Annotated in this window: 21 protein-coding genes; 16 read left to right on the forward strand and 5 right to left on the reverse strand. The window is 53.6% G+C overall.

Going from position 1 to position 25,359, the window contains the following annotated elements:
* Positions 1-261 precede the first annotated feature (261 nt).
* The 5 genes from fdnG to DDT52_RS12585 all read left to right on the forward strand — a co-directional run bounded on the left by fdnG (position 262) and on the right by DDT52_RS12585 (position 7,473).
* Positions 262-3,309, forward strand: a complete 3,048-nt coding sequence (fdnG, locus tag DDT52_RS12565; protein ID WP_136156665.1) for a formate dehydrogenase-N subunit alpha — start codon at positions 262-264, stop codon at positions 3,307-3,309.
* Between the two features lie 12 nt (positions 3,310-3,321).
* Complete coding sequence (gene fdxH, locus DDT52_RS12570; protein ID WP_136156666.1) at positions 3,322-4,215, forward strand: formate dehydrogenase subunit beta; 894 nt, start codon at positions 3,322-3,324, stop codon at positions 4,213-4,215.
* On the forward strand, positions 4,208-4,843 hold the full coding sequence (gene fdnI / locus DDT52_RS12575; protein WP_136156667.1) for a formate dehydrogenase-N subunit gamma: 636 nt from the start codon (positions 4,208-4,210) through the stop codon (positions 4,841-4,843). Before fdxH ends, fdnI begins: the two co-directional genes overlap by 8 nt.
* Positions 4,844-5,132: 289 nt before the next feature.
* Positions 5,133-6,209 carry a sugar ABC transporter substrate-binding protein gene (locus DDT52_RS12580; RefSeq protein ID WP_136156668.1) on the forward strand — a complete coding sequence of 359 codons (1,077 nt, stop codon included), beginning with the start codon at positions 5,133-5,135 and terminating at the stop codon, positions 6,207-6,209.
* Positions 6,210-6,222: 13 nt separating this feature from the next.
* Positions 6,223-7,473 (forward strand): LVIVD repeat-containing protein, encoded by a 1,251-nt coding sequence (locus DDT52_RS12585; RefSeq protein WP_136156669.1) that lies wholly within the window; start codon positions 6,223-6,225, stop codon positions 7,471-7,473.
* 46 nt (positions 7,474-7,519) lie between these two features.
* Here the strand turns inward: DDT52_RS12585 and pgl are convergent, their stop codons facing one another.
* Positions 7,520-8,518, reverse strand: a complete 999-nt coding sequence (gene pgl, locus DDT52_RS12590; protein ID WP_136156670.1) for a 6-phosphogluconolactonase — start codon at positions 8,516-8,518, stop codon at positions 7,520-7,522.
* Between the two features lie 158 nt (positions 8,519-8,676).
* On the opposite strand from pgl, the gene DDT52_RS12595 reads away from it, so the two are divergent.
* Positions 8,677-9,498, forward strand: a complete 822-nt coding sequence (locus DDT52_RS12595; protein WP_136156671.1) for a pyridoxal phosphatase — start codon at positions 8,677-8,679, stop codon at positions 9,496-9,498.
* Between the two features lie 159 nt (positions 9,499-9,657).
* On the opposite strand, the gene modC is transcribed toward DDT52_RS12595, so the two are convergent.
* The 4 genes from modC to DDT52_RS12615 form a co-directional block, all read right to left on the reverse strand.
* Positions 9,658-10,716, reverse strand: a complete 1,059-nt coding sequence (gene modC, locus DDT52_RS12600) for a molybdenum ABC transporter ATP-binding protein ModC (RefSeq protein ID WP_136156672.1) — start codon at positions 10,714-10,716, stop codon at positions 9,658-9,660.
* Positions 10,716-11,405 (reverse strand): molybdate ABC transporter permease subunit, encoded by a 690-nt coding sequence (gene modB / locus DDT52_RS12605; protein ID WP_136156673.1) that lies wholly within the window; start codon positions 11,403-11,405, stop codon positions 10,716-10,718. Before modB ends, modC begins: the two co-directional genes overlap by 1 nt.
* On the reverse strand, positions 11,405-12,178 hold the full coding sequence (gene modA, locus DDT52_RS12610; RefSeq protein ID WP_136156674.1) for a molybdate ABC transporter substrate-binding protein: 774 nt from the start codon (positions 12,176-12,178) through the stop codon (positions 11,405-11,407). The genes modB and modA overlap by 1 nt, the downstream gene beginning before the upstream one ends.
* A gap of 150 nt (positions 12,179-12,328) precedes the next feature.
* Positions 12,329-12,487, reverse strand: coding sequence for an AcrZ family multidrug efflux pump-associated protein (locus DDT52_RS12615; RefSeq protein ID WP_136156675.1), 159 nt, complete (start codon positions 12,485-12,487; stop codon positions 12,329-12,331).
* Positions 12,488-12,690: 203 nt separating this feature from the next.
* Here DDT52_RS12615 and modE point away from each other — a divergent pair, with 203 nt between their 5' ends.
* The 10 genes from modE (at position 12,691) to gpmA (ending at position 25,298) form a co-directional block, all read left to right on the forward strand.
* Complete coding sequence (gene modE, locus DDT52_RS12620) at positions 12,691-13,482, forward strand: molybdenum-dependent transcriptional regulator (RefSeq protein WP_136156676.1); 792 nt, start codon at positions 12,691-12,693, stop codon at positions 13,480-13,482.
* An 83-nt stretch (positions 13,483-13,565) separates the two neighbouring features.
* On the forward strand, positions 13,566-15,080 hold the full coding sequence (gene modF / locus DDT52_RS12625; RefSeq protein WP_136156677.1) for a molybdate ABC transporter ATP-binding protein ModF: 1,515 nt from the start codon (positions 13,566-13,568) through the stop codon (positions 15,078-15,080).
* Between the two features lie 162 nt (positions 15,081-15,242).
* Positions 15,243-16,259, forward strand: a complete 1,017-nt coding sequence (gene galE, locus DDT52_RS12630; RefSeq protein ID WP_136156678.1) for a UDP-glucose 4-epimerase GalE — start codon at positions 15,243-15,245, stop codon at positions 16,257-16,259.
* A 69-nt stretch (positions 16,260-16,328) separates the two neighbouring features.
* Positions 16,329-17,375: a galactose-1-epimerase gene (gene galM, locus DDT52_RS12635; RefSeq protein WP_136156679.1), complete on the forward strand. Its 1,047-nt coding sequence runs from the start codon at positions 16,329-16,331 to the stop codon at positions 17,373-17,375.
* A gap of 242 nt (positions 17,376-17,617) precedes the next feature.
* Complete coding sequence (locus DDT52_RS12640) at positions 17,618-18,064, forward strand: hypothetical protein (protein ID WP_136156680.1); 447 nt, start codon at positions 17,618-17,620, stop codon at positions 18,062-18,064.
* A 76-nt stretch (positions 18,065-18,140) separates the two neighbouring features.
* Entirely contained in the window at positions 18,141-18,485 is a 345-nt protein-coding gene (locus DDT52_RS12645) for a copper-binding protein (protein WP_136156681.1), read from the forward strand.
* Between the two features lie 15 nt (positions 18,486-18,500).
* Positions 18,501-19,760 (forward strand): TolC family protein, encoded by a 1,260-nt coding sequence (locus DDT52_RS12650; protein WP_136156682.1) that lies wholly within the window; start codon positions 18,501-18,503, stop codon positions 19,758-19,760.
* The gene (locus DDT52_RS12655) at positions 19,757-21,274 is read left to right on the forward strand and encodes an efflux RND transporter periplasmic adaptor subunit (RefSeq protein WP_136156683.1); all 1,518 of its coding nucleotides are present in this window, start codon (positions 19,757-19,759) and stop codon (positions 21,272-21,274) included. The genes DDT52_RS12650 and DDT52_RS12655 overlap by 4 nt, the downstream gene beginning before the upstream one ends.
* On the forward strand, positions 21,271-24,408 hold the full coding sequence (locus tag DDT52_RS12660) for an efflux RND transporter permease subunit (protein ID WP_136156684.1): 3,138 nt from the start codon (positions 21,271-21,273) through the stop codon (positions 24,406-24,408). The genes DDT52_RS12655 and DDT52_RS12660 overlap by 4 nt, the downstream gene beginning before the upstream one ends.
* 137 nt (positions 24,409-24,545) lie before the next feature.
* The gene (gpmA, locus tag DDT52_RS12665) at positions 24,546-25,298 is read left to right on the forward strand and encodes a 2,3-diphosphoglycerate-dependent phosphoglycerate mutase (RefSeq protein WP_136156685.1); all 753 of its coding nucleotides are present in this window, start codon (positions 24,546-24,548) and stop codon (positions 25,296-25,298) included.
* Positions 25,299-25,359 lie beyond the last annotated feature (61 nt).

A 25,359-nucleotide genomic window follows, 5' to 3' on the forward strand; every position in this document is an offset into this window, starting at 1 on the left:
GATGTTCGGCCTTTTATTTTCCCCTCTTCCTCCATTTCATCACTCCCCCCTTCATTGAAGGCATTACATCCATGAATCTGCAATTCAACAAACCATTAACCTATCGCTATATATAACATGATATAGCGCAAATAAATCATACCTGTTAAGGGGGAATCAGGCGTCTTAAATGATTAAATTTTGATTTCGCGCAAAACCCACAAATTGTGTGTTGTTAAATTGCCCGCAACAAAAATGACACATAATAAAACAGGGAAACTAATGCAATTGAATCGAAGAGGTTTCTTTAAAGTTTGCGCGGGGGGAATGGCTGGAACCACTCTCGCGGTATTGGGTTTTACACCCACGGAAGCAATGGCATCTGTACGTCAATACAAACTGTTACGCGCTAAAGAGACACGTAACAACTGCACCTATTGTTCTGTTGGCTGCGGCATCCTCATGTACAGCCTGGGTGACGGCGCCAAAAACGCCAAACCTTCCGTCTTCCATATTGAAGGCGATGCCGACCACCCGGTCAGTCGTGGTTCGTTATGTCCCAAAGGCGCAGGTCTGGTGGATTACATTCATAGTGAAAACCGGCTGCAATACCCCGAATACCGCGCGCCAGGCTCCGATAAATGGCAGCGAATCAGTTGGGATGACGCCATTGACCGCATTGCCCGGTTGATGAAGTCGGACCGGGACGCCAACTTTGAGCAAACCAACGCCAGAGGGACCGTCGTAAACCGCTGGTTGACGACCGGTATGCTGTGCTCCTCCGCCGCCAGCAACGAAACCGGCGTTCTCGATCAGAAATTTACCCGGGCGCTGGGTATGATCGCCATCGACTGTCAGGCGCGCCTGTGCCATGGACCTACGGTGGCCGCGCTTGCACCTACCTTTGGTCGTGGGGCCATGACCAATAACTGGGTCGATATCAAAAACGCCGATGTCGTGATTGTCATGGGCGGGAACCCGGCGGAAGCCCACCCCGTCGGTTTCAAATGGGCCGTTGAAGCCAAAACGCATAATAATGCGAAACTGATTGTGGTTGACCCGCGTTTTAACCGCTCGGCCGCCGTGGCCGATCTGTACGCCCCGATACGCGCCGGCTCAGACGCCGCATTCCTGCTCGGTATCGTTAACTATCTCATCACACACAATAAGATTCATCGTGAGTATGTCGTCTCTTACACCAGCGCCAGCCTGATAGTGCGTGACGATTTCAGTTTCGACGAAGGCCTGTTCAGCGGCTATGACGAACAGACCCGCCAGTACGATAAATCCAGCTGGCAGTATGAGTTGGACGCATCAGGCTTCGCCAAACGTGATATCACGTTGTCACATCCGCGCTGCGTATGGAATCTGTTGAAGAAACACGTTGAACGCTACACGCCGGAAATGGTGACCTCGCTGTGCGGCACCCCGGCGAAAGATTATGAAGAAATCTGCCGTACGCTGGCGGAAACCTGCGTACCCGACAAAACCACCACGTTCCTGTATGCGCTGGGTTGGACACACCATACCAACGGCGCTCAGATTATCCGCTCCGCCGCCATGATCCAGCTCCTGCTGGGCAACATTGGCATGCCCGGCGGCGGTATCAACGCCCTGCGTGGTCACTCCAATATTCAGGGTTATACCGATCTCGGTTTGCTGACCACCAACCTGCCCGGCTATATGCCGTTGCCGTCCGAAAAGCAGGCCGATCTGAAGACATACTTAGGCCAGATCACGCCGAATGCCCTGCTGCCAGAGCAGGTTAACTACTGGAAAAACACGCCAAAATTCTTTATCAGCATGATGAAGAGTTTCTATGGCGAACATGCTCAGGCCGCAAACAGCTGGGGCTATGACTGGTTACCCAAGTGGGATCGCAGTTACGACATCATGGCGCAGACCGAGCTGATGGTGGAAGGTAAAATGAACGGTTATATCGTTCAGGGCTTTAACCCCGTCGCCGCGTTCTCCAACAAAAATAAAGCGACCGAAGCGCTATCCAAACTCAAGTTCATGGTGATCATCGATCCACTGGTGACGGAAACATCGACTTTCTGGCAAAACCACGGCGAGTTTAATGACGTCGATACCTCATCCATCCAGACAGAAGTTTTCCGTTTGCCTTCATCCTGCTTTGCCGAAGAAAACGGCTCTATCGCTAACTCGGGCCGCTGGTTGCAATGGCACTGGGCCGCGGCAGAGCCACCGGGAGAAGCGCTGCACGATGGCAAAATTCTCGGCAAATTACTGATGCGTCTGCGTGAACTTTACCGGGAAGAAGGCGGTGTTTACCCGGACCCATTGATGAATATCAACTGGAATTATCAGGATCCGGAAGATCCGACGCCGGAAGAGATCGCGCGTGAGGCCAACGGTATGGCGCTGGCGGATCTTTATGACGACAGCGGCAAATTGATACTGAAAAAAGGTCAGCAACTTGCGGATTTCTCTCAGTTGCGCGATGACGGCACCACCTCCAGCTTCTGCTGGATTTACGCCGGTAGCTGGACCGAATCCGGCAACCAGATGGACAAACGCGACAATGCGGATGCGGGGTTGGGCTGCACGCCAAACTGGTCATGGGCATGGCCGCAAAACCGCCGCATTTTATACAACCGGGCGTCCGCCGACCTGCAAGGTAAACCGTGGGACAGTAAACGTAAACTGATGGAATGGAACGGTCAGAAATGGCAAGGAATTGATGTGCCTGACTTTGCCGGCACGGTACCGCCGGGTAAAGACACCGGGCCGTTTATCATGCTGCCGGAGGGGCTTGCGCGTCTGTTTTCCATGGACAAACTGGTGGATGGCCCATTCCCGGAGCATTATGAACCGATTGAAACCCCAATCGGCACCAATCCGCTGCACCCATCCGTGGTTTCAAGTCCGGCGGCACGCCTGTTTGCCCGCGACGCGAAAACAATGGGAACAGCGAAAGATTTCCCTTACGTTGCAACGACCTACTCCATTACCGAGCTATTCCGTCACTGGACCAAACACGCACGACTCAATGCCATCGTACAGCCAGAACAATTTATCGAAATTGGTGAACATCTGGCCGAAAGCAAAGGCATCAAAGCAGGCGACGAAGTCAAAATCTCCTGTCAGCGTGGCTACATCAAAGCCAGGGCGGTGGTGACCAAGCGTATCAAAACGCTGCAAATCGCCGGTCGCGCGGTGGAAACCATTGGTATTCCCTGCCACTGGGGTTTTGAGGGCGCCACCCGTAAAGGTTTTCTGGCTAACACACTCACCCCCAGCGTCGGTGACGCTAATTCACAAACGCCTGAGTACAAAGCGTTTTTGGTTAATGTAGAGAAGGTGTAAGGGTAGCCAACCATGTCAATGCAATCTCAAGATATTATTAAACGTTCGGCCACCAATAGTTTCACACCGCCACCGCAGGTACGCAGCGATAAAAGTGAGGTGGCCAAACTTATCGACGTCACGACTTGTATTGGCTGTAAAGCCTGTCAGGTCGCATGCTCAGAATGGAACGATATTCGTGACGACGTCGGTCACAACACCGGCGTCTATGACAACCCGGCCGACCTGAGCGCCAAATCCTGGACACTGATGCGTTTTTCCGAAGTGGAAGAAAACGATCGTCTGGCGTGGCTGATCCGCAAAGATGGCTGTATGCACTGTAGCGATCCCGGCTGCCTGAAAGCCTGTCCGTCAGCGGGTGCCGTCATTCAGTATGCCAACGGCATCGTGGACTTTCAGTCCGAGCACTGCATCGGCTGTGGTTATTGCATCGCGGGTTGTCCGTTCAATATTCCACGTCTCAATAAAGACGATAACCGTGTTTACAAATGTACGCTGTGCGTCGATCGGGTCAGCGTCGGGCAGGAACCGGCCTGTGTGAAAACCTGTCCGACGGGGGCGATTCATTTCGGCACCAAAGAAGAAATGAAACATCTGGCGGAAGAACGCATGGTCGATTTGAAAAAACGCGGCTATCAACATGCCGGTCTTTACGATCCGCAGGGCGTAGGCGGTACACATGTGATGTATGTTCTGCACCACGCAGACCGGCCATCGCTGTATCACAATCTGCCAGACAATCCGCAAATTTCCACGCCGGTCAATCTGTGGAAGGGGATTCTGAAACCGTTATCCGCGCTGGGGTTTGTCGCCACGTTTGCCGGGTTAATGTTCCACTATGTCGGTGTGGGTGCTAACACGGAAGAAATGGAGCATGAACATGAGGGAGAGGACAAACATGAGTAAACAGAAAATGATTTTGCGCACCAGATTCATCGATCGTATCTGTCATTGGATTGTGGTGATCAGCTTTTTCCTGGTTGCGCTGTCCGGCATCGCCCTGTTTTTCCCGACCTTGCAATGGCTGACGCAAACATTCGGTACGCCGCAGATGGGCCGAATCATGCACCCCTTTTTCGGCGTGCTGATCGTTATCTGCCTGATCCCGATGTTTATCCGTTTCGTCGGTCACAACATTCCCAAACGGGGCGATATTCCCTGGTTCCTTCATATCATCGAAGTGCTGAAAGGCAATGAGCATGAAGTGTCCGATGTGGGCAAATACAACCCGGGGCAGAAACTGATGTTCTGGAGCATCATGGGACTGACGTTAGTTCTGCTGATTACCGGTGTCATTATGTGGCGGCCTTATTTCGCGCATCGGTTCCCGATTGATATTGTGCGTTACGCCATCCTGATTCATGCCGCAGCGGCTATCGTACTGATCCACGCCATCCTGATTCACATGTACATGGCATTCTGGGTTAAGGGTTCCATTAAAGGCATGATTGAAGGCAAAGTCTCCGAACAGTGGGCGAAAAAACATCACCCCCGCTGGGCCCGCAGCCTGAAAGAAAAAGAAACCAAGAAGTAATCCTGAACTTTCCCCCTCCCCTGCAAAAGGGGAGGATTATGCCCGCTGACGGACCGCTTTCCATATCCACGTCCCCTACAAACTAATCGTTATAACTTAAACCCAAAATTCATAACCTACCCCATTCCGCCATTGCTGCTTAACAGTTATGATGCGTTATCATTTTAAATAGACATCCAGACATAAAGATAGCTATAGCTGTCGTCAGACAGTGACAACACAACATCATATTGCTGAGACACCACCTATTCCTGAACACCATCTATTCCTGAACACAATGGAGCTGATAATGAAAAAATTTACCCCTGCACTGCTTGCGCTAAGCCTGGTTGCCGCTTTACCGGCATTCGCCGCTCAGAGCGCCGCCATTGCACCGATTCCAACAGCTCTGGCTCAGCATGAAGGCCCGATCCGCATTGCGCTGATCCGTAATCTGGGCTCCGATGACAACACGACGCAATTCGTTTCAGGCGTCGTTGAGGAAGGCAAAAAGCTGGGCTTCAAAATCAGTACCTTTCTGAGTAATGGTGATGACGCCCGTTTTCAGGATTTCGTTAATCAGGCCATCAGTCAGAAATACGATGGCATCATTCTTTCCCAGGGACGCGATCCATACTCTACCGACCTGATCAAACGTATCGTCGACAGCGGTATTGCGGTATCCGTGTTTGATACCGCCGTCAACGGTGATATCCCGGGCGTAACCGTGACCCAGCAGGATGACGCTTCTCTGACGAATGAATCGCTCGGTCAACTGATTAAGGATTTCAACGGTAACGCCAATATCATCAAACTGTGGGTTGCCGGTTTCCCGCCGATGGAACGTCGTCAGGCAGCCTATCAGCAAATCCTGAAAACCAACCCAGGCATCAAAGAGCTGGAATCCATCGGCGCCGTGTCTTCCGATGTTCAGGGCGATACCGCCAATAAAGTCGGTGCGGTGCTGGCCAAGTATCCGAAAGGGAAAATCGATGCAATCTGGGGCACGTGGGATGCATTCAGTCAGGGCGCCTATAAGGCATTGAAAGAAAATGGCCGGACTGAAATCAAACTCTACAGCATCGATATTTCCAATCAGGATCTGCAACTGATGCGGGAAACCAATAGCCCCTGGAAAGTCAGCGTGGCGGTGGATCCTAAACTGATTGGTAAAGTGAACCTGCGTTTAGTCGCCAACAAAATTGCAGGCGAACCGACCCCGGCGACTTACGAGTTCCGCGCCGCATCCATTCCACAAGCCTTGTTAGCCAGCCAGCCGGGCCCGGTGAACGTAGCCGGATTAGCGAAAATCATTCCTGGCTGGGGCCAGACCGATGATTTTATTGCCCCCTGGTTTGCTACACTGGAAGCCAAACAGGCTAAATAACAGGAGTTACTTTATGGCATCAAGTCCCCTGCCAACCCCTGATTACAGCCGCAACATGCGGCTTATTGGACACAGCGATCAGGGAGGCAGACCCGATGGCGTACAGGTCATGGTTCATCGCGGCTATGCGTACATCGGACATATGGTTTCACAAGGGGTATCGATTGTAGACGTGCGCGACCCCAAAAATCCGCAGCCTGCGGGGTATATCGCCGCACCCCCCGGAACCTGGAGCATACACCTGCAGACGCACGACGACCTGCTGTTGGTCGTCAATGCCAGAGACCTGTTTGCCGATGCCAGCTTTGCCGAAGAAAAAGTGTATTACACCCGCTCCGTCGCAGAGACGGTAAGTACCAGACAGCAGAACAGAAGCTGGAGCGCGGGACTGCGCATTTTTGATATTTCCACGCCAGACCGGCCGCGTGAAATCAGCTTTCTGTCTCTGGATGGGATTGGCATTCACCGCATCTGGTATGTCGGCGGACGCTGGGCCTACGTTTCTGCCCTGCTGGATGGCTACAGCGATTATATTTTCCTGACCATTGATCTGGCCGATCCGCAGCGTCCGCAGGTGGCCGGACGTTATTGGCTACCCGGCATGCACACCGCCGGCGGGGAAGTCGCCAACTGGCCGGAAGGAAAACGCTACGCGCTGCATCATGCCATTATCAGCGGCGATACGGCCTACGGAAGCTGGCGCGATGGCGGGCTGACGTTGCTGGATGTCAGCGATCGCAGCCAGCCCCGGCTGATTAGTCATCGGAACTGGAGTCCGCCTTTTGGTGGGGGAACCCATACGGCGCTGCCGCTTCCTGACCGCAACCTGCTCATCGTTCTGGATGAAGCGGTGCTGGATAACCAGGAAGACGGGGAAAAACTGATCTGGGTCTTTGATATTCGCGACCCGGGCAATCCCGTGAGTATTTCAACGTTCCCGCAGCCCGATGAAATCGATTATGTGAAGAAAGGCGCGCATTTCGGCCCACACAATCTGCACGAAAATCGCCCCGGCAGCTTTATCAGCTCATCGTTGATTTTCGCCACCTACCAGAACGCCGGTGTCCGGGTTTATGACATCAGTAATCCCTATCAGCCGAAAGAGACCGGCGCGCTGGTGCCTGCCGCCCCGCAGAAAATGGTGGACAAACGTCCCGGCAGACCACGGGTGATTCAATCCTGTGATGTTTTTGTCGATGCGCAAGGTCTTGTCTACAGCACCGATTACAACGCAGGCCTGTCGATCATTGAGTATCGCGGTTAAAACACACCTTCAACCCCGCCCCCGTGGCGGGGTTGAAACTGACCGCTTAATCCAGCGCCAAAACACTCACCCACATCGGCCCTTGTCCAACGGCATAACGCGCCAACGGTTGCAGCGCGCCTTTGTCGCCATCAATACGATACACTTCGATGTGCTGTGATTTCTGTCCGGCAGAAATCAAGAACTCGCCGGTGTGATCGATATTGAAACCGCGCGGCTGCGTTTCCGTTGGCTGATGCCCCGTCAAAGACAGCGTGCCGCCATCTTCGGATACCTGGAAAATACTCAGCAGGCTGGCGGTGCGATCGCTGATATACAGGAAACGACCATCGGGCGTGATGTGAATATCCGCCGCCCAGCGCGTATCGGAAAAACCGGCAGGCATCGCGTCCAGCGTCTGGACCTTCTGCAAGTGGCCGTCCGCCGCGTCGAGCTGATAAACGTCCACTGAACTGTCCAGTTCGTTGACGCAATAGGCAAAACGATGATTGGGATGGAATGCCATATGACGCGGTCCGGCCCCTGCGACAGTCGTCATTTCTGGCTGACGATGTACGCTAAGCTCGCCGGTCGACCCCAGATCATATAAACGAATGCGATCTTCTTTCAGGCAAGGCGCCCAGAGCACCGTATTAGTCGGGTCGATATTGGTCGAGTGGCAACCTTCCAGACCCTCCAACTGTTGGATCGGCTCACCGGCAACGCCATTCTCCCCAATGGGACTCACGCTGACGCAGGCACCGCTATAGGACGCGCTGAACAGAAAACGGCCAGCAAGATCGGTAGAAAGGTGGGTCGGGCTGCCGGGCAGCGTTGCCGCCCCTGCATCGGTCAGCAGCCCCTGACCATCAATACGGTAGCTGATGACACGGAATTCAGGACGAACCCCCACATACAGATGGCGCTTATCAGGAGCAATTGTCATGGGCTGCACTTGTCCGGGAACATCAACAACCTGCAATAACGTCAGATTACCCTCTGCACCGAGCTGCCATACATGGATTTGCTGACTTTCCGGGCTGGCGACATAAACCACTTGCTGCATCGTACTCTCCTTTATTCACGCGAAATTTACTGCTCAGTCACAGATTACATCCGTTCCTGGCTATAGCGAACCGTCGCTGTCAGTCACATTTTGCGCAACCTGATTTACGGTGTACCATCACTAATAGCGTTATTCTACCGACACCTTACGAGACTACTATGACCTATCGTGTAATTGCACTCGATCTCGACGGAACCCTTCTGGATCGACAAAAAAAAATTCTGCCGGAATCCCTCTCTGCATTAGCGTTGGCCCGCCAACAAGGTATCAAGATCGTTATCGTGACCGGACGTCATCATTCGGCCATCCATCCGTTTTATCAGACGTTGCAGCTTGATACCCCGGCGATTTGCTGTAACGGCACTTATGTCTACGATTATCTGACGGGCAAAACGTCTCACACCAATCCACTGTCTGCCACTCAGGCCAAAAACGTGCTCAGCATGCTGCAAGCGTTTGATATCCACGGTCTGATGTATGCCGATGACGCTATGTATTACCAATACCCCACCGGGCATGTGACACGCTCCCAGGCCTGGGCATCTACCTTGCCGGAATTGCAACGCCCTTCCTTTCTACAGGTTGAGGATTTGCTCCAACAAACCGATGAATCCGATTCTATCTGGAAATTTGCGACATCCCATGCCGATATTCCTGTCCTGAACGATTTCGCCGGTGCGGTGGAAAAGCAACTCGGACTTGCCTGCGAGTGGTCATGGCAGGATCAGGTCGATATCGCGCAAACTGGCAACAGCAAAGGTAAATTGCTGCAACAGTGGCTCGCGGAACAAGACATCAGCATGAAAGATGTCGTCGCTTTTGGGGATAATTTCAACGACATCAGTATGCTTGAAGGTGCCGGACTGGGCGTCGCGATGGGCAACAGCGCGGATGAAATCAAAGCCCGCGCCGATCTGGTTATCGGCGACCATGAAGAACCCGGCATAGCCGAGGTCATTCGTACCCGCATCCTGGCGTAGTCTGAATGGAAATCGGCTTGAAGAGGGTGATACTAAGGAATGGGTCTGGAATATCTGTAAAAAGTTGAAGGATGTTGCGGCAAAAATTGCCGCTATCAGCCCGTCAGCTTAATTTTGGCCGAGGAAACCATCGGCCACTACGTCTCACAATCGGGATTTTTATGTCGTAATTGAAACGCTTTTTACCTGCGCATAAAGCTGCTGTTGCGGATGCAGCGCCAAATCGTCGCGCGCCCATGGTGTAATCCTGGCCCACAGGACCTGGTTATCCACAATCAGCTTTACCTCCACCTGCCCATCAACATCGATAAACTCAGCCACCGTGGCAGGCAGGATATTACGAATGCTGCTCACGTCTGGCGGTTGCAGCACCAGCGAAACATCGGCGGCATTGACGCGGATGCGCAGCGTAGAGCCTATCGGCACATCCACTTTCCCCACCCACAGCTGCTGTTGCCCCAACGATAAGGCCGTCATCGCGTAGCGTTCATGCTGAGCCAGCAGTCGCACGTTCAGAATGCTGCTCTGTTCATCATGCGGCAACCAGGGGCGTAGCGTGCTGCTGGCCCAAACCTCCTCCAGCCTTCCCTGCGCTTTAACCTTGCCTTTATCCAACACCAGCACGCTATCCGCCAACCGGACAATTTCTTCCATACTGTGGGTCACATACAGGATGGGAACATTGACTTCTTTGGCCAGTTGATCCAGATAAGGCAACAGCTCTCGTTTTCTGGGTAAATCCAGCGATGCCAACGGCTCATCCATCAGCAACAGCTCCGGCCCCGTGAGTAACGCCCGGCCAATCGCCACGCGCTGTTTCTCACCGCCGGATAACGTCATCGGGTAGCGATTCAGCAGGGATTCAATACCGAGCAGCCCGACAATATCGTCAAACTGTGATTTCATCACGCCGGACATGCCATAACATAAATTACCGCGGACGCGATAATGGGGAAACAGGCGTGCATCCTGAAAAACGTAGCCGATGTGCCGTTTTTCAGGGGGGGTGAAAATGTGCTGTTCGGTATCGACCAGTACATGATCGTTTAACACAATACGTCCTGAATCAGGCCGCGTAAGGCCAACCACCGCATTAATCAGTGAAGTTTTACCGGCGCCGGACACGCCAAAGATCGCGGTAATGCCATTCGCGGGCAGATCGGCTTTTACACTAAGGGCAAGCGCGCCAAGCTGTTGGTTAAAATCAAGTTCTAGCATTATCCCCCCAACCGCTTACGACTCCAGGTCGTCAGCCACTCCGACACCAACAGCGACATCAGTGACAACACAATCGCAATAACGCACAGCCGCGCGGCATCGGTTTCCGCACCCGGCGTCTCAATCAGCGTATACATCGCCAGCGGTATCGTCCGGGTTTCGCCAGGAATATTGGAGACAAAGGTAATCGTCGCGCCGAACTCGCCTAAAGAACGAGCGAACGCCAGCACCGTGCCAACCACAATGCCGGGAAAAGAGAGGGGTAACGTGATAGTGAAAAAAACCCGCCACGGCGAAGCGCCCAGCGTCCTTGCTGCTTGCTCGAGGTGCTTGTCCACCGCGTCCAGCGACAAACGGATCGCCCGCACCATCAAGGGAAACGCGACAATGGCTGACGCCAATGCCGCACCACGCCAGCTAAAGCTGAAACTGAACCCAAACCAGTCATAGAGCCACGAACCAATAACGCCGCGCCGCCCCATGCCTATCAATAGCAGGTAGCCAATCACCACGGGCGGCAACACCAACGGTAAATGGATAATACTATCCAGCAGCGATTTGCCGGGAAACCGGCAACGCACCAGGATCCACGCCGTCAGTATTCCAAAGGGTAGGCTGCATACCACCGCGACAACGGAAACTTTAAGGCTCAGCTCAACTGCCTGCCATTCATAATCGCTGAGCATCATTACCGGGGCGTAAATCCGTAACGTTTAAATACTTCTGCCGCTTCTGGCGTTTTCAGATAGTCATAGAATCCACTAACAACCGCATTTTTATGATCTTTCACGATCGCCATTGGATACTCTACAGGCTTATGGCTGCTTTCCGGGAACATACCGATAACCTTGACCTTATCGCTAGCCACCGCATCCGAGCCATAGACGATACCCAGCGGCGCTTCTTCACGCTCAACCAGCGCCATTGCCGCACGTACGTTATTGGCCCGAGCCATGATCGGAGAAAGTTCGTCCCATGATTTCAGATTTTGCAGCGCTTCCTTGGCATAGAGACCCGCCGGAACATGGTCGGGGTCGCCAACGGCCAGGTGGCCGCCCTTCAGCAGGCTTTTCCAATCCGTTTTTTCATCAATGGTGATGTCGTTATACTCACTGGATTTTGGTGCAATCACCACCAGTTCATTGCCTAACAGCGTATAACGGCTGTCATTTTCCATCAGATTTTTATCTTGTGCGTAGTCCATCCATTGCTGATCTGCCGAGATAAACAGATCGGCAGGCGCCCCTTGCTCGATCTGGCGCGCCAATGTCGAAGAGGATGCGTAGGAAGCCACAATGGCAACCTGCTTATCTTTCTGGTACTGGGCGCCGATTTCCTGCAAAGCGTTGGTCAGTGAAGCCGCGGCAAATACCGTCACTTTCTCTTCCGCAGCCATTGCCGGCAATACCATCCCAGCGCTAATTGTCAGCGCGGCAAACCATTTCAACCATTGCTGTTTCATTGCTATCTCCTGACATTTGTCATCGTTATGTAAGGCATACTATAACGTGGAGTTGTACAATGTCATGCAGTTTATCAGTGACATAAAGAAATCTTGGGAAGATGCGTCCGGCGTCACGCCGGACATCAAAACAGGAGGGGAAATACTCGATTAATGCGGTTTTTTAGCGGTCTGCTGACTGTCAGAATGGCCGATTCTGGAAAAAACGTTAAACACTTCACCCAAACCATAAATGGCGCCCAAAATCACAGCCATCATCACCGGCACCATGGCTACTGCAAACAGCAGGCTCGTTAACAACTCCAACATGCTTACCTCACTTATCGCAATGTACCGCTACTTCCGTCGCTCATATAGCGCACGGTTTCACCGTAAACTATCATCGTCACACTGATATACTAATAGTTTACCGTAATGAAAGAAAATAATGCGGCCATTTGTGCGATTTGCCCCTGATAAAAAAAATAGCGACAATACAAATCATTAAACTCTTCATCCATTGGGCTCTCCCTATGCAGGCTGAAATTCTCCTTACCTTAAAACTCCAGCAACGCTTATTTGCCGACCCGCGGCGTATCGAGCTACTGAAACAAATTCGCCATACCGGCTCCATCAGCCAGGGCGCCAGGCTGGCGGGGATCAGCTATAAAAGCGCATGGGATGCCATTAACGAGATGAACCAGCTCGCTGAGCAAACGGTCGTGGAACGGATGACGGGCGGCAAAGGGGGCGGCGGCGCGCAGGTTACGCGCTACGGTGAGCGCCTGCTCCAGCTTTACGATTTGCTGGCTCAGATTCAACAGAAAGCGTTCGACGTGCTACAGCAAGAAGATTTGCCACTGGACAGTCTGCTGGCGGCCATTGCGCGTTTCTCACTGCAAACCAGCGCTCGAAATCAGTTTTTTGGAACCGTGCTCGCACGTGGCGATCACAACGTTCAGCAGCAGTTGGATATTTTACTCGCCGATGGCAAAACGACGGTCAGTGCTCTGGTTACCCGTCAAAGCGCCGAGCGTTTATGTCTTGATGCGGGGAAAGAAGTGCTGGTGCTGATTAAAGCGCCCTGGATAAACGTTTGTGCCGCCGACGCCCCGAAAACACCTGCCGATAACATTCTCACCGGGCAGATAAGCACCCTTGAAACAGGTACGGAGAATAGCGAAGTGCTGATCACGCTGGCGGGCGGTGAAACGCTGTGTGCCACCGTTCCAAATGATATCGTCGAAGCAGAACAACTACACCCGGGTGCCGACGTTAGCGCCTCTTTCAATGCCGATCGGGTGATTGTGGCCACGCTCTGCTAACGCCACAATGTGGTGACGTCAGACGCCCCCTGTTCATCTGATTCTGACTGAATGATGATTAATCTGCTGACAAAGGATAAAAAATGTCGTTGTTGAAAATATCGCAAGGATTATTCCGGCTGAATGACACTCGCATGCTACGGCTGGATAACCTGACGCTCGAGCAAGATCAGTGCTGGGCATTTGTTGGGGCAAACGGCAGCGGAAAATCTTCACTGGCCCGTGCGTTATCGGGCGAGCTTCCTATACTGAGTGGCGATCGGTCATGCGATTTTCAACGGATTATCCGGCTGTCGTTTGAACAGTTGCAACAGCTGGTTTCCGAGGAGTGGCAACGCAATAACACTGACATGCTGAGCGCCGATGAAGACGACACGGGACGCACAACGGCTGAAGTTATTCAGGATAGCGTGAAAGATCGGAATCGTTGTCAGCAGCTTGCTGAACAATTTGGTATCGCCTCCCTTCTGGAGCGTCGGTTCAAGTATCTTTCCACCGGTGAAACACGCAAAACGATGCTATGTCAGGCGCTGATGCCACAGCCCGACCTGCTGATTCTGGATGAACCGTTTGACGGGCTGGATGTCGCCTCACGCAAACAGCTTGCCGAACAGCTACCGGCACTTGCCAGCCATGGTTGTATGCTGGTGCTGATCCTGAACCGGTTTGACGATATCCCCCCGTTTATTAATCATGTCGGTATTCTCGCTGATTGCACGTTAACCCGCGTGGGTGAACGCGAGGAGATCCTTTCGGAAGCGCTGATTGCCCAGTTGGCCTACAGTGAAAAACTGTCGGGAAGCGCCATCCCCGAACCGGAAGATCCGCAGAGACATACCCGGCTGCCCGCCGATCTTCCTCGCATCACGCTGCGTAATGGCGTCGTTCAGTATAACGATCGTCCCATTTTGCATGGATTGAGCTGGGAAGTGTTGCCCGGCCAGCACTGGCAGATTGTCGGTCCGAATGGCGCAGGAAAATCAACATTGCTGAGCTTGATTACCGGCGATCATCCCCAGGGCTACAGCAACGATCTCACGCTATTTGGCCGCAGACGCGGCAGCGGAGAAACCATCTGGGATATCAAACGTCATATCGGCTATGTCAGCAGCAGCCTGCACCTGGATTACCGGGTTAGCGTCAGCGTACGCAATGTTATTTTATCGGGATTTTTCGATTCCATCGGCATTTATCAGGCGGTCTCCGATCGTCAGCGCCAACTCACCGATCAATGGCTGGCGTTACTGGGCCTTGATGGCGCTATTGCGGATACCCCTTTCCAGGCCTTATCCTGGGGTCAGCAGCGTCTGGCGTTAGTCGCCAGAGCGCTGGTAAAACACCCTGCCCTGTTGATTCTGGATGAACCATTGCAAGGCCTGGATCCCCTTAACCGCCAACTGGTCCGCCGCTGGCTGGATATCTTGATCGGCGAAGGGGATACACAATTGCTATTCGTTTCTCACCATGCCGAAGATGCGCCGCAATGCATCACACACAGACTGACATTCGTCGCCGACGGCGACATCTATCGCTATCAAATTGATAACGTTATGGATATTAGATCATCAACCTCGAGTGATAACGCTACCACAAAATAAATCACGCTGTAGGAAACCGCTCTGACTAAAAATAACTTATACTCATCACTCAATCGGTTTGTTAAAAAAACTATCCATAACAAGCGTTATTTTCGCTATAGATCACCCTTTTCAGCGTGAAGCCATGCTATTTTTCGCCTAATCGCCCTAATAGAGGTCAACATGAACGTTCTAGTTACTGGTGGTAGCGGTTACATAGGAAGTCATACCTGTGTACAGTTACTAACTGCTGGGCATCAGCCCGTCATTCTCGACAACTTATGCAACAGCAAAGCCAGCGTGGTTAAAACCATGGCGCAATTAACCGGTAAAACCCCTGAATTCTATCAGGGCGATATCCGCGACATCTCATTGTTGAACGACATTTTTTCTCGTCATGAGATTGATGCGGTTATCCATTTTGCCGGCTTAAAAGCGGTCGGCGAATCTGTCCGCGAGCCTGTTAGCTACTATGATAATAATGTCTACGGTACGTTGACGCTGGTTGAAGCAATGAAAAAAGCAGGCGTGAAGAATCTGATTTTCAGTTCCTCCGCGACCGTTTATGGCGATCAGCCGCAGATCCCTTATAAGGAAAGCTTCCCGACCGGTCATCCGGCCAGCCCTTATGGCCGCAGCAAGCTGATGGTCGAGCAAATCCTGCAGGATTTGCAGCATGCCGAACCCGATTGGAGCATCACGCTGCTGCGTTATTTCAACCCGGTGGGTGCGCATCCGTCAGGTGAAATGGGGGAAGATCCGCAGGGTATTCCCAATAATCTGATGCCTTATATCGCCCAGGTGGCCGTTGGCCGTCGGGAGTCGCTGGCTATTTTCGGCAATGACTACCCAACGGAAGATGGTACGGGCGTACGCGATTACATCCACGTCGTCGATCTGGCCGACGGACATATCGCGGCCATGAACGCACTGCAAAACCGCGCCGGCGTACATATCTACAATCTGGGAGCCGGCGTTGGTTATAGCGTATTGCAAGTGGTTGACGCTTTCAGCAAAGCCTGTGGCAAACCGTTAGCCTACCACTTCGCTCCACGTCGTCAGGGCGATCTGGCGGCCTATTGGGCCGATGCCGAGAAAGCGGCGCAGGATCTCAATTGGCGGGTCAGCCGTTCGCTGGACGAGATGGCGCAGGATACCTGGCGCTGGCAGTCCACTCATCCTCATGGTTACCCAGACTAAAAAACCAAGGGTATAACTTGTTCAGGCAACCGCTTATGTTTGCCGGGCATCCACCCACAGGAGCAGGTCATGTTGAATGAAAGAACCTCTGCGCTGGCGCCCGATGGCCAGCCGTTTCAATTAACTACCTTACAGAATCTGGCTGGCATGCGCGTTTGCCTGATGGACTGGGGCGCGACATGGCTTTCCTGCCAGCTCCCCATGTCGGGTGGCGAAATCCGGGAAGTGCTGCTGGGCTGCGCGTCGCCCGAGCAGTATCCACAGCAAAGCGCTTATCTTGGCGCGTCTATTGGCCGATACGCCAACCGTATCGCCAATGCCACATTCAGTCATGGTGATGAAACATACCTTCTGATCGCCAATCAGGACGTTCATCAGTTACACGGCGGTCCGGACGGATTTCACGCCCGCCGCTGGGTTATCCTCAGCCAGGATGCGACGCAGGTTACCTATCAACTGAACTCGCCAGATGGCGATCAGGGATACCCGGGCCACCTCAATGCGCAGGTTTGCTACCGTCTGACTGAACATAACGCGCTGGAAATAACCTATCAGGCCGTCACGGAGAAAATTTGCCCCGTATGCCTGACCAACCACGCCTATTTCAATCTCGACGGCAGTCCAACGGATGTACGCAAGCATCAGCTACAGCTGTTTTCCGATTATTATCTGCCGGTAAACAGCGCGGGCATACCCTGCGCGGACCTTAAACTGGTCAAAGAAACGAGCATGGATTTTCGCCAGCCCAAAACGCTGGAACAGGATTTCCTGCGGGACGACGATCAGGTTGCCGTCGGCGGTTACGATCACGCTTACCTGCTGCACAGAACCTGTGGCTCCAGTGAGAGTCCGGCGGCCAATTTATGGTCATCGGATGGCCGGGTGATGATGAGTGTTTTTACCAGCGCGCCGGCGCTGCAACTCTACAGCGGCAATTTTCTATCAGGAACGCCAGCAAGAGAAGGCGGATACTATGAAAACCACGCAGGCGTGGCGCTGGAAAGCGAATTCCTGCCGGACAGCCCCAACCATCCAGACTGGCCGCAGCCGGACTGTTGGTTAAAACCGGGCAAAGTGTATCGCTCTGAAACGACTTATCAGTTTTTTACCCAGTAATCCTGCCGGCTCTGTTGCTGCGACCTTGCTTTCCCTTTCTCTCCCAGTCACTTACTAACGTGGTGACTGGGAAATTCGGCTGACTTTCTCCAGACTGAAACCTGCAATTCATCAGCGATTATTAACTCATTGATAACACTGACAGAACATCTCTCCGCCAATTTACAAATCTCTTCAATTCCCTGCTTGCCCGCGTCAGATTTCCGCGCTTACACTGCGATGACTCACTGTAAGGATACGTTATGCCAGCATCGTATTTATCGCCATCAATGATTCATCATCTGCGAACCAAAGGCAGATGGGGATGGCTATTAGCGTTATGCTGGCTGTTCCTGAATGCGCAGTTGGCGATTGCCGGTCACCAATGCGATTTGACGATCGGTCAGACGTCAGCATTCATGCAGCACCAAACTCATCTGCAACAGACCGTCTCTCATGGGACTCATCACCATGACGAAGCCATGTCGGCCCAAGTGGTTAAACAGCAGACCCCGCTGTGTGAGAAACACTGTGTCCCAGATACCATCAAGCAGGACTACGCCAATCTGGCGCTGCTGGCTATCCCGGTCAGTAATGAACTGGCTCTGGCCAATCAACCCTATTCCGTAAATTGCACCAGCGATGTCTGGTTTTCTCCACCGGCAGCAGGACCTCCGGCCGAAATCCGTTTCTGCCGCTTTAGAGAATAGCCCGAACGATTAATAACCTCCGCTGCGCCAAACAGGCGTACTCACTGTTATTTATCGTTTTTATGGAGCTATTACTATGCGTGCCATTTACGTCGCAATGATGACCGGTTTACTGTTCTCTTCTTCTCCCTTATGGGCCAATGAACATCAGCATCACTCAATGATGCCTTCCGATACGACCTCCACTGCAACTGACAACGCGTATCAAGCCACCGGGACGGTGAAGCAATGGAACGCCGACAGCGTAACCATCGCCCATACCCCGATTGCCGATTTGCACTGGCCTGCCATGACCATGGCGTTCAAATTGCCTGCCGGGAGCGCGTTTGTTCCTTTGGCGGCGAATACGCCCGTCGCGTTCAGTTTTGTACAACAGGATAGCGGCTACGTACTGACCAATATTACGCCACAGCAAAAATAAACGAGGGTAGAACCAATGCATATGTCCAAACATCGTGCCTCAGGCGCGTGTCTGGCAGTGTTGCTGTGGCTGCCAGCCGCATCTTTTGCGGCAGATCTGGATCTTGATCAGGCATTACAGGCGGCGGAACGTTATTCTGCCGAGCTGTCAGCCAACCAGCACCAGATTAGCGCGCTACAAAACATGGCCGACTCCGCGACACAACTTCCCGATCCACAGCTTCGATTCGGCGTTGAGAACCTGCCTTTGGGTGGAAACAACGGCAGCCGGCTGACGCGTGAAGGGATGACCATGCAACGTATCGGTGTTATGCAAACCTATGTCAGCAGCAGTAAACGGGAAAGCAAAGCACAATCTTTCCGCGTGGAAGCCGACAGCCTGCGCAGCAACGGCGAAACCCTGCGCGCCCGGTTGCAGCGGGATACCGCTCAGGCCTGGCTCGAACTGGCTTTGTCACAAAAATCCCTGAAAGACGTGAAATCGCTGGTTGCCGAAAGCGAACGACAAATTGCCTTGCAGCAAGCGAGCGTGGCAGCAGGCAGCGAAGCCAGCAGCGTGCTGGATGCCAGATTAACGCTGGCAGCGATGAAAGATCGTCTGGCCGATGCAGAACGGGATGTACAGATTGCCCGGGCCATGATCACACGGCTTACCGGTCTGTCTGATATCAATGTGCGGGGCGCTCTTCCGCGCTTTGAACGGCTGCCGGCATCACCGGAGGAACTGAGTAAAAACCTGCACCAACATCCGGAAATGCAACAGGCGCAGCGTGAGGCCGAGCTCGCTCAGGCTCGCTCGGCGCAATCGGCCGTTGCGGCGATCCCCGATATAGGGGTGGAGGTTTACTACGCCAAGCGGGGCAATGACTATGACGATATGGCAGGCGTGATGGTAACGGTCGATCTGCCGCTGTTTCAATCCAAACGGCAGGATAAAGACTACGCCGCGGATGTAGCACGAACGCAGGAAGCTCGCGACAACGTGCTGCTGGCAGCCCGGGAGCATCAGGTACAGCTCGATACGCTGATCGCGCAATATCAGGCAGCCCAATCACGCTGGCAGCGGCAGAATAACGAGGTTCTGCCCCTCCAACAGCAGCGCAGCAAGCTGATTCAGGCGCAGTATCAATCCGGCAGCAGTAGCCTTGACAGCGTTCTGGAAGCCCGACGCTCGCTGCTCGAAAGCAATATTGCCGCACAAGCCGCCGCACGGGAAATGGCACAGTTCTGGGCGGCCATTCGCTATCTGACGCCACAGGGAAAACCGTTACAATGAAAAAATCCTTCGCTCTCAGCTTGATCGCGCTGGCGATCGTCGGTGCTATCGGTGTCGGCTATCTCTGGGGTCAACACCAGGCGGCATCAACATCGCCAGCCGCTCCATCAGCTAAAACAGAACGCCCGGTATTGTACTGGTACGATCCCATGGTGCCCGATAAGCGCTTTGACCAGCCCGGCAAATCACCGTTTATGGATATGCCGCTTGTTCCGCGTTATGCCGACGAGGTACAGGACGATGGCGGCGTCACTATCAGCGCCCGCCAGCAGCAAAATCTTGGCGTCCGTACCGCACGCGCAGAAATTCGCACCGTCAATGCCCAGACGTCCGGCTACGGCACCGTCACGCTCAACGAACGGGGATTACGCACGTTGGTTGCCCCCAGTGGCGGTATCGTCGAACAGCTCAATGTCAGCGCGTTGCAACAACAGGTTAAAAAAGGGGAAACGCTGGCAACGCTGTGGAATCCGGCCTGGGCCGCGGCGCAGCAGGAATATCTGGCGGTTCGGCAACTCGGCGATGATTCGCTGACCCAGGCTGCCCGCCGTCGGCTTTCCCTGCAATTTATGCCAGACACGGTTATCCGCCAGGTTGAACGCAGCGGTAAACCGCAGGCCAGAATGGTCATTACCGCGCCGGAATCCGGTTACGTCAACAAACTTGAAGTCCGTGTCGGCATGCAGCTAACGCCAGCCCAGCCCTTGTTTGAACTGGCGAGTCTGAACCCTGTCTGGGTCGAGGTAGACTATCCCGAAGCACAGGCGGCGCGGTTAAGCGTCGGCAGCGAGATAACCGCCAGCAGCAACGCCTGGCCCGGACAAACGTTCCACGGGAAAATCAGCGAATTGCTTCCGCTGCTAGACAGCGACACCCGCACGCTGAAAGCCCGTGTCGTACTGGAAAACCCCCAGCAACAGTTAAAACCGGGGATGTACCTAACCGTCCAGCTTGCCAGCCAGCTTCCGCAGCCGATGCTGATGATCCCTCAACAAGCTTTGCTGGTCAGCGGCAGTCACAACCGGGTACTGATCAACGAGGGCGACGGCCACTTTACGCCACGAATAGTTACGGTAGGGACGACACAGAACGGTTGGACCGAAGTCGTTGCCGGGCTGAAAGCGGGTGAGAGCGTGGTGACATCGGGCCAATTCCTGATTGATTCCGAAGCCAGTCTGCGCAGTTCGCTATCACAGTTTGACGAAGCTAATCAGGCGGAATCATCGCAATCCGCGGGTGAGGAAACTGCCGCACCGCCAAAAGACGTCTATCAAACGCAGGGGACGATCAAAGCCGTCAACGGCGACCAGATCACCATCGAACATGATGCCGTTCCGGCGTTGAACTGGTCGCCCATGACGATGGATTTTACCCTGCCGAAGAGCGGATTGCCTCAGGGTATCAATATCAACAGTAAAGTTCGCTTCAGTTTCAGCATGGACGACAGCGGCATTCATATTCAGGATATCTCCCCGCTTGACGTACCCCAAACCGGGCATGGAGGCCACCAATGATTGCCTATATCATCCGCTGGTCATTGCAAAACCGGCTGTTAGTGCTGCTGGCGGCATTATTGATGGCCGCCTGGGGGATAACCTCGTTGCAGAAAACTCCGCTGGATGCCCTGCCAGATCTGTCTGACGTGCAGGTGATTATTCGCGTCAGCTATCCGGGGAAGGCACCGCAGGTTGTCGAAAATCAGGTCACCTATCCGCTGACCACCACCATGCTGTCCGTACCGGGCGCCAAAACGGTGCGGGGTTTCTCCATGTTTGGTGACGCCTACGTTTATATTCTGTTTGAGGACGGCACCGATCCTTATTGGGCGCGCTCCCGCGTGCTGGAATATCTCAGTCAGGTGCAGTCCAGCCTGCCCGCGGAGGCTAAAACGTCGCTGGGGCCGGATGCCACCGGCGTCGGCTGGATCTACGAATATGCCCTTGTCGATCGCAGCGGTAAGCATAGTCTGGCCGATCTGCGCGGCATACAGGACTGGTTGTTAAAGTTCGAACTGAAAACCATCCCTAATGTGGCGGAAATCGCCAGCGTCGGCGGCATGGTGAAACAGTATCAGGTCATCGTCGATCCGGAGAGAATGCGCACACAAAACATTACTCACCAGCAGATTATTACCGCCATACAGGCTGCCAACCAGGAAAGCGGCGGTTCGGTGCTGGAACTGGGTGAAGCTGAATACATGGTTCGCACCTCCGGCTACCTGAAAAATGCGCAGGACTTCAATCATGTCGTCATTACCATGCGCAATGGCATACCGGTCTTGTTACAGGATGTCGCTACCCTGCGTGAAGGGCCTGAAATGCGGCGCGGCATTGCCGAATTGAATGGCGAAGGCGAAGTGGCCGGCGGCATTATTGTGTTGCGTTCAGGCAAAAATGCGCTGGATACCCTGCATGCCGTGAAAGCCCGGCTACAGGAAATTCAAAAAAGCCTGCCTGCCGGGGTAGAAATTGTGACGACATACGATCGCTCTCAGTTGATTGAACACGCGATCGAAACGCTCAGCCATAAATTGCTGGAAGAGTTTGCCGTTGTTGCCGTCATCTGCGCCCTGTTCCTGTTCCATTTCCGCTCGGCGCTGGTGGCGATCATCAGTTTACCGCTGGGGATCCTGGGCGCGTTTATCATCATGCGTTATCAGGGCGTCAACGCCAACATCATGTCGCTGGGCGGCATCGCCATCGCGATTGGCGCGATGGTGGATGCGGCGATCGTGATGATAGAGAATATGCATAAAGTCGTTGAGCAATGGCGTCACGATCACCCGGGAGAGGAACCACAGGAACGTGATTGGTGGCGCCTGGCTGAAAGAGCCGCCGTCGAAGTTGGCCCGGCGTTGTTTTGTAGCCTGCTGATTATCACGCTGTCCTTTGTGCCGGTGTTCTCGCTGGAAGCACAGGAAGGCCGTATGTTTTCACCGCTGGCGTTTACCAAAACTTACGCCATGGCGGTTGCCGCCGGACTCGGTATTACGCTGATTCCGGTGTTGATGGGATATTTTGTACGGGGGAAAATCCCCGATGAGCAGGCCAACCCGCTGAACCGCTGGCTAATCAACGCCTATCACCCAATCCTGCAACGCGTGCTGAGCCATCCCAAAACCACGCTGTTGATTTCGGGTCTGTTACTCCTGTTCACGCTGTTTCCTTTGGGGCGTCTCGGCAGCGAATTCATGCCGCCGCTGGACGAGGGAGATCTACTGTATATGCCCTCGACGTTGCCCGGAATTTCCGCCCGTGAAGCTGCGCGCCTGCTGCAACAAACCGATCGGCTGATCAAAACCGTACCTGAGGTCGAATCCGTTTTCGGCAAAGCTGGCCGGGCGGAAACCGCGACCGATCCGGCGCCGCTGACCATGCTGGAAAGTACGATTCGGTTGAAACCCCGCGATCAATGGCGTCCTGGTATGACCACGGATAAGCTGATTGCCGAGTTGGATCAAACCGTCAACCTGCCGGGCATCGCCAACGTTTGGGTGCCGCCGATTCGTAACCGTCTGGATATGCTGGCGACCGGCATTAAAAGCCCGGTCGGTATCAAGGTGAATGGCAATAATATACAGGACATCGAACGGATTGCCGCCCAGATCGAACAGGTGGTGAGAAACGTCCCCGGCGTAACGTCGGCGCTGGCTGAGCGGCTGGCGGGAGGGCGCTATATCGATATTGATATCGACCGCCTGCGGGCCGCTCGCTACGGCGTTTCCGTCGATGAATTGCAGTCTATGGTATCGACCTTGATTGGCGGACAGAATATCGGTGAAACCATCGAGGGCCGTCAGCGCTACCCCATCAATCTCCGCTACCCACGCGAGTTGCGGGATTCGCTGGAAAAACTGCGTGATTTACCGGTTATCACGGAGAGCGGCGCACGCGTCACGCTGGCAGAACTGGCTGATATCCGCGTCAGCGAAGGACCGCCGATGCTGAAAAGCGAAAACGGACGTCTGTCTGACTGGATTTATGTGGATCTGCGCGGCCGCGATTTGAAATCTGCCGTCGAAGAAATGCAGCAGGTCGTCGCACAACAGGTAACACTGCCAGAAGGCGTCTCGCTCAGTTGGTCCGGGCAGTTTGAGTATCTCGAACGTGCGACGGAAAAAATGAAAATCGTCGTGCCCTTCACGCTGCTGATTATTTTTGTGCTGTTGTACATGACGTTCAAACGGGTGAAAGATGCCCTGTTGATTATGGCGACTCTGCCCTTCGCACTGATTGGCGGAGTCTGGTTACTGTATCTTCTTGGCTATAATCTTTCTGTGGCCGGCGCCGTCGGCTTTATTGCTCTGGCGGGCGTCTCGGCTGAGTTTGGCGTCATTATGCTGCTGTATCTCAATCATGCGGTGGAAAAACACCGCATAGCCGGGCAGCCGTTATCCCGACAGCAGTTGATGGACGCCATTCACGAAGGTGCGGTACTGCGCGTTCGCCCCAAAATGATGACTGTCGCCACCATCATGGCGGGTCTGTTGCCCATCATGTGGGGAGGCGGCAGCGGTTCGGAGATCATGCAACGGATTGCCGCCCCGATGATCGGTGGTATGGTAAGCGCACCGCTGCTTTCCATGCTGGTCATCCCGGCGGTTTACCTTTTATTGCACAAGGATGATTCGGATACGCTGAAACGGTAAAGCAAGAGCGTGATTTTGAGCAAATATAGTGCGGATAAATCACGCCCGTCATCGACTATCGATTGCCGATAACCGTTCTCCGCCCCTATAATGAAACGAGTTATCACAGAAATCTTAGGATATGAAGGAGTTTAGCTATGGCTGTAACTAAGCTGGTACTGGTAAGACACGGTGAGAGCCAGTGGAACAATGAAAACCGCTTCACAGGCTGGTACGACGTGGATCTGTCCGACAAAGGTCGCACAGAAGCCAAGGCCGCCGGTAAATTGCTTAAAGAAGAAGGTTTTGCCTTTGACTTTGCTTATACCTCCGTGCTGAAACGTGCCATTCATACGCTGTGGAATGTACTGGACGAGCTGGATCAAGCCTGGCTGCCAGTAGAAAAATCCTGGAAACTGAATGAGCGTCATTACGGTGCCTTGCAGGGTCTGAACAAAGCCGAAACCGCTGAAAAATACGGTGACGAGCAGGTGAAACAATGGCGTCGTGGTTTTGCCGTTACCCCACCAGAACTGACTCGTGATGATGAACGTTTCCCTGGACACGACCCGCGTTACGCGTCACTGAGCGACGATGAACTGCCGTTAACCGAAAGCCTGGCTCTGACTATTGAACGTGTGGTGCCTTATTGGAATGAAACCATTCTGCCGCGCATCAAAAGCGGTGAGCGCGTTATCATCGCCGCTCACGGCAACTCCCTGCGCGCCTTGGTTAAATATCTGGACAATATGGGCGAAGACGAAATTCTCGAACTGAACATCCCGACGGGCGTGCCGTTGGTTTATGAGTTCGATGAAAATTTCAAACCGATTAAACACTACTATCTGGGCAACGCTGATGAAATCGCAGCAAAAGCCGCAGCCGTAGCGAATCAGGGTAAAGCCAAGTAATTCGGCTGACCTGACAACCCAAAAAACCGGCTGATCAGCCGGTTTTTTATTGGAGATTAAT

It is taken from the genome of Brenneria roseae subsp. roseae, from assembly GCF_003115845.1.
GTDB classification, from domain to species: domain Bacteria; phylum Pseudomonadota; class Gammaproteobacteria; order Enterobacterales; family Enterobacteriaceae; genus Brenneria; species Brenneria roseae.

Bases quoted from the DNA above. Each gene is read 5' to 3' on its own strand.
- galE (WP_136156678.1), top strand. From the start codon at position 15,243: ATGAACGTTCTAGTTACTGGTGGTAGCGGTTACATAGGAAGTCATACC.
- DDT52_RS12595 (WP_136156671.1), top strand. From the start codon at position 8,677: ATGACCTATCGTGTAATTGCACTCGATCTCGACGGAACCCTTCTGGAT.
- DDT52_RS12580 (WP_136156668.1), top strand. From the start codon at position 5,133: ATGAAAAAATTTACCCCTGCACTGCTTGCGCTAAGCCTGGTTGCCGCT.
- modA (WP_136156674.1), bottom strand. From the start codon at position 12,178: ATGAAACAGCAATGGTTGAAATGGTTTGCCGCGCTGACAATTAGCGCT.
- DDT52_RS12645 (WP_136156681.1), top strand. From the start codon at position 18,141: ATGCGTGCCATTTACGTCGCAATGATGACCGGTTTACTGTTCTCTTCT.
- fdxH (WP_136156666.1), top strand. From the start codon at position 3,322: ATGTCAATGCAATCTCAAGATATTATTAAACGTTCGGCCACCAATAGT.
- modC (WP_136156672.1), bottom strand. From the start codon at position 10,716: ATGCTAGAACTTGATTTTAACCAACAGCTTGGCGCGCTTGCCCTTAGT.
- fdnI (WP_136156667.1), top strand. From the start codon at position 4,208: ATGAGTAAACAGAAAATGATTTTGCGCACCAGATTCATCGATCGTATC.
- modF (WP_136156677.1), top strand. From the start codon at position 13,566: ATGTCGTTGTTGAAAATATCGCAAGGATTATTCCGGCTGAATGACACT.
- pgl (WP_136156670.1), bottom strand. From the start codon at position 8,518: ATGCAGCAAGTGGTTTATGTCGCCAGCCCGGAAAGTCAGCAAATCCAT.
- modB (WP_136156673.1), bottom strand. From the start codon at position 11,405: ATGATGCTCAGCGATTATGAATGGCAGGCAGTTGAGCTGAGCCTTAAA.
- DDT52_RS12660 (WP_136156684.1), top strand. From the start codon at position 21,271: ATGATTGCCTATATCATCCGCTGGTCATTGCAAAACCGGCTGTTAGTG.
- galM (WP_136156679.1), top strand. From the start codon at position 16,329: ATGTTGAATGAAAGAACCTCTGCGCTGGCGCCCGATGGCCAGCCGTTT.
- modE (WP_136156676.1), top strand. From the start codon at position 12,691: ATGCAGGCTGAAATTCTCCTTACCTTAAAACTCCAGCAACGCTTATTT.
- fdnG (WP_136156665.1), top strand. From the start codon at position 262: ATGCAATTGAATCGAAGAGGTTTCTTTAAAGTTTGCGCGGGGGGAATG.
- DDT52_RS12640 (WP_136156680.1), top strand. From the start codon at position 17,618: ATGCCAGCATCGTATTTATCGCCATCAATGATTCATCATCTGCGAACC.
- DDT52_RS12650 (WP_136156682.1), top strand. From the start codon at position 18,501: ATGCATATGTCCAAACATCGTGCCTCAGGCGCGTGTCTGGCAGTGTTG.
- DDT52_RS12655 (WP_136156683.1), top strand. From the start codon at position 19,757: ATGAAAAAATCCTTCGCTCTCAGCTTGATCGCGCTGGCGATCGTCGGT.
- DDT52_RS12585 (WP_136156669.1), top strand. From the start codon at position 6,223: ATGGCATCAAGTCCCCTGCCAACCCCTGATTACAGCCGCAACATGCGG.
- DDT52_RS12615 (WP_136156675.1), bottom strand. From the start codon at position 12,487: ATGTTGGAGTTGTTAACGAGCCTGCTGTTTGCAGTAGCCATGGTGCCG.
- gpmA (WP_136156685.1), top strand. From the start codon at position 24,546: ATGGCTGTAACTAAGCTGGTACTGGTAAGACACGGTGAGAGCCAGTGG.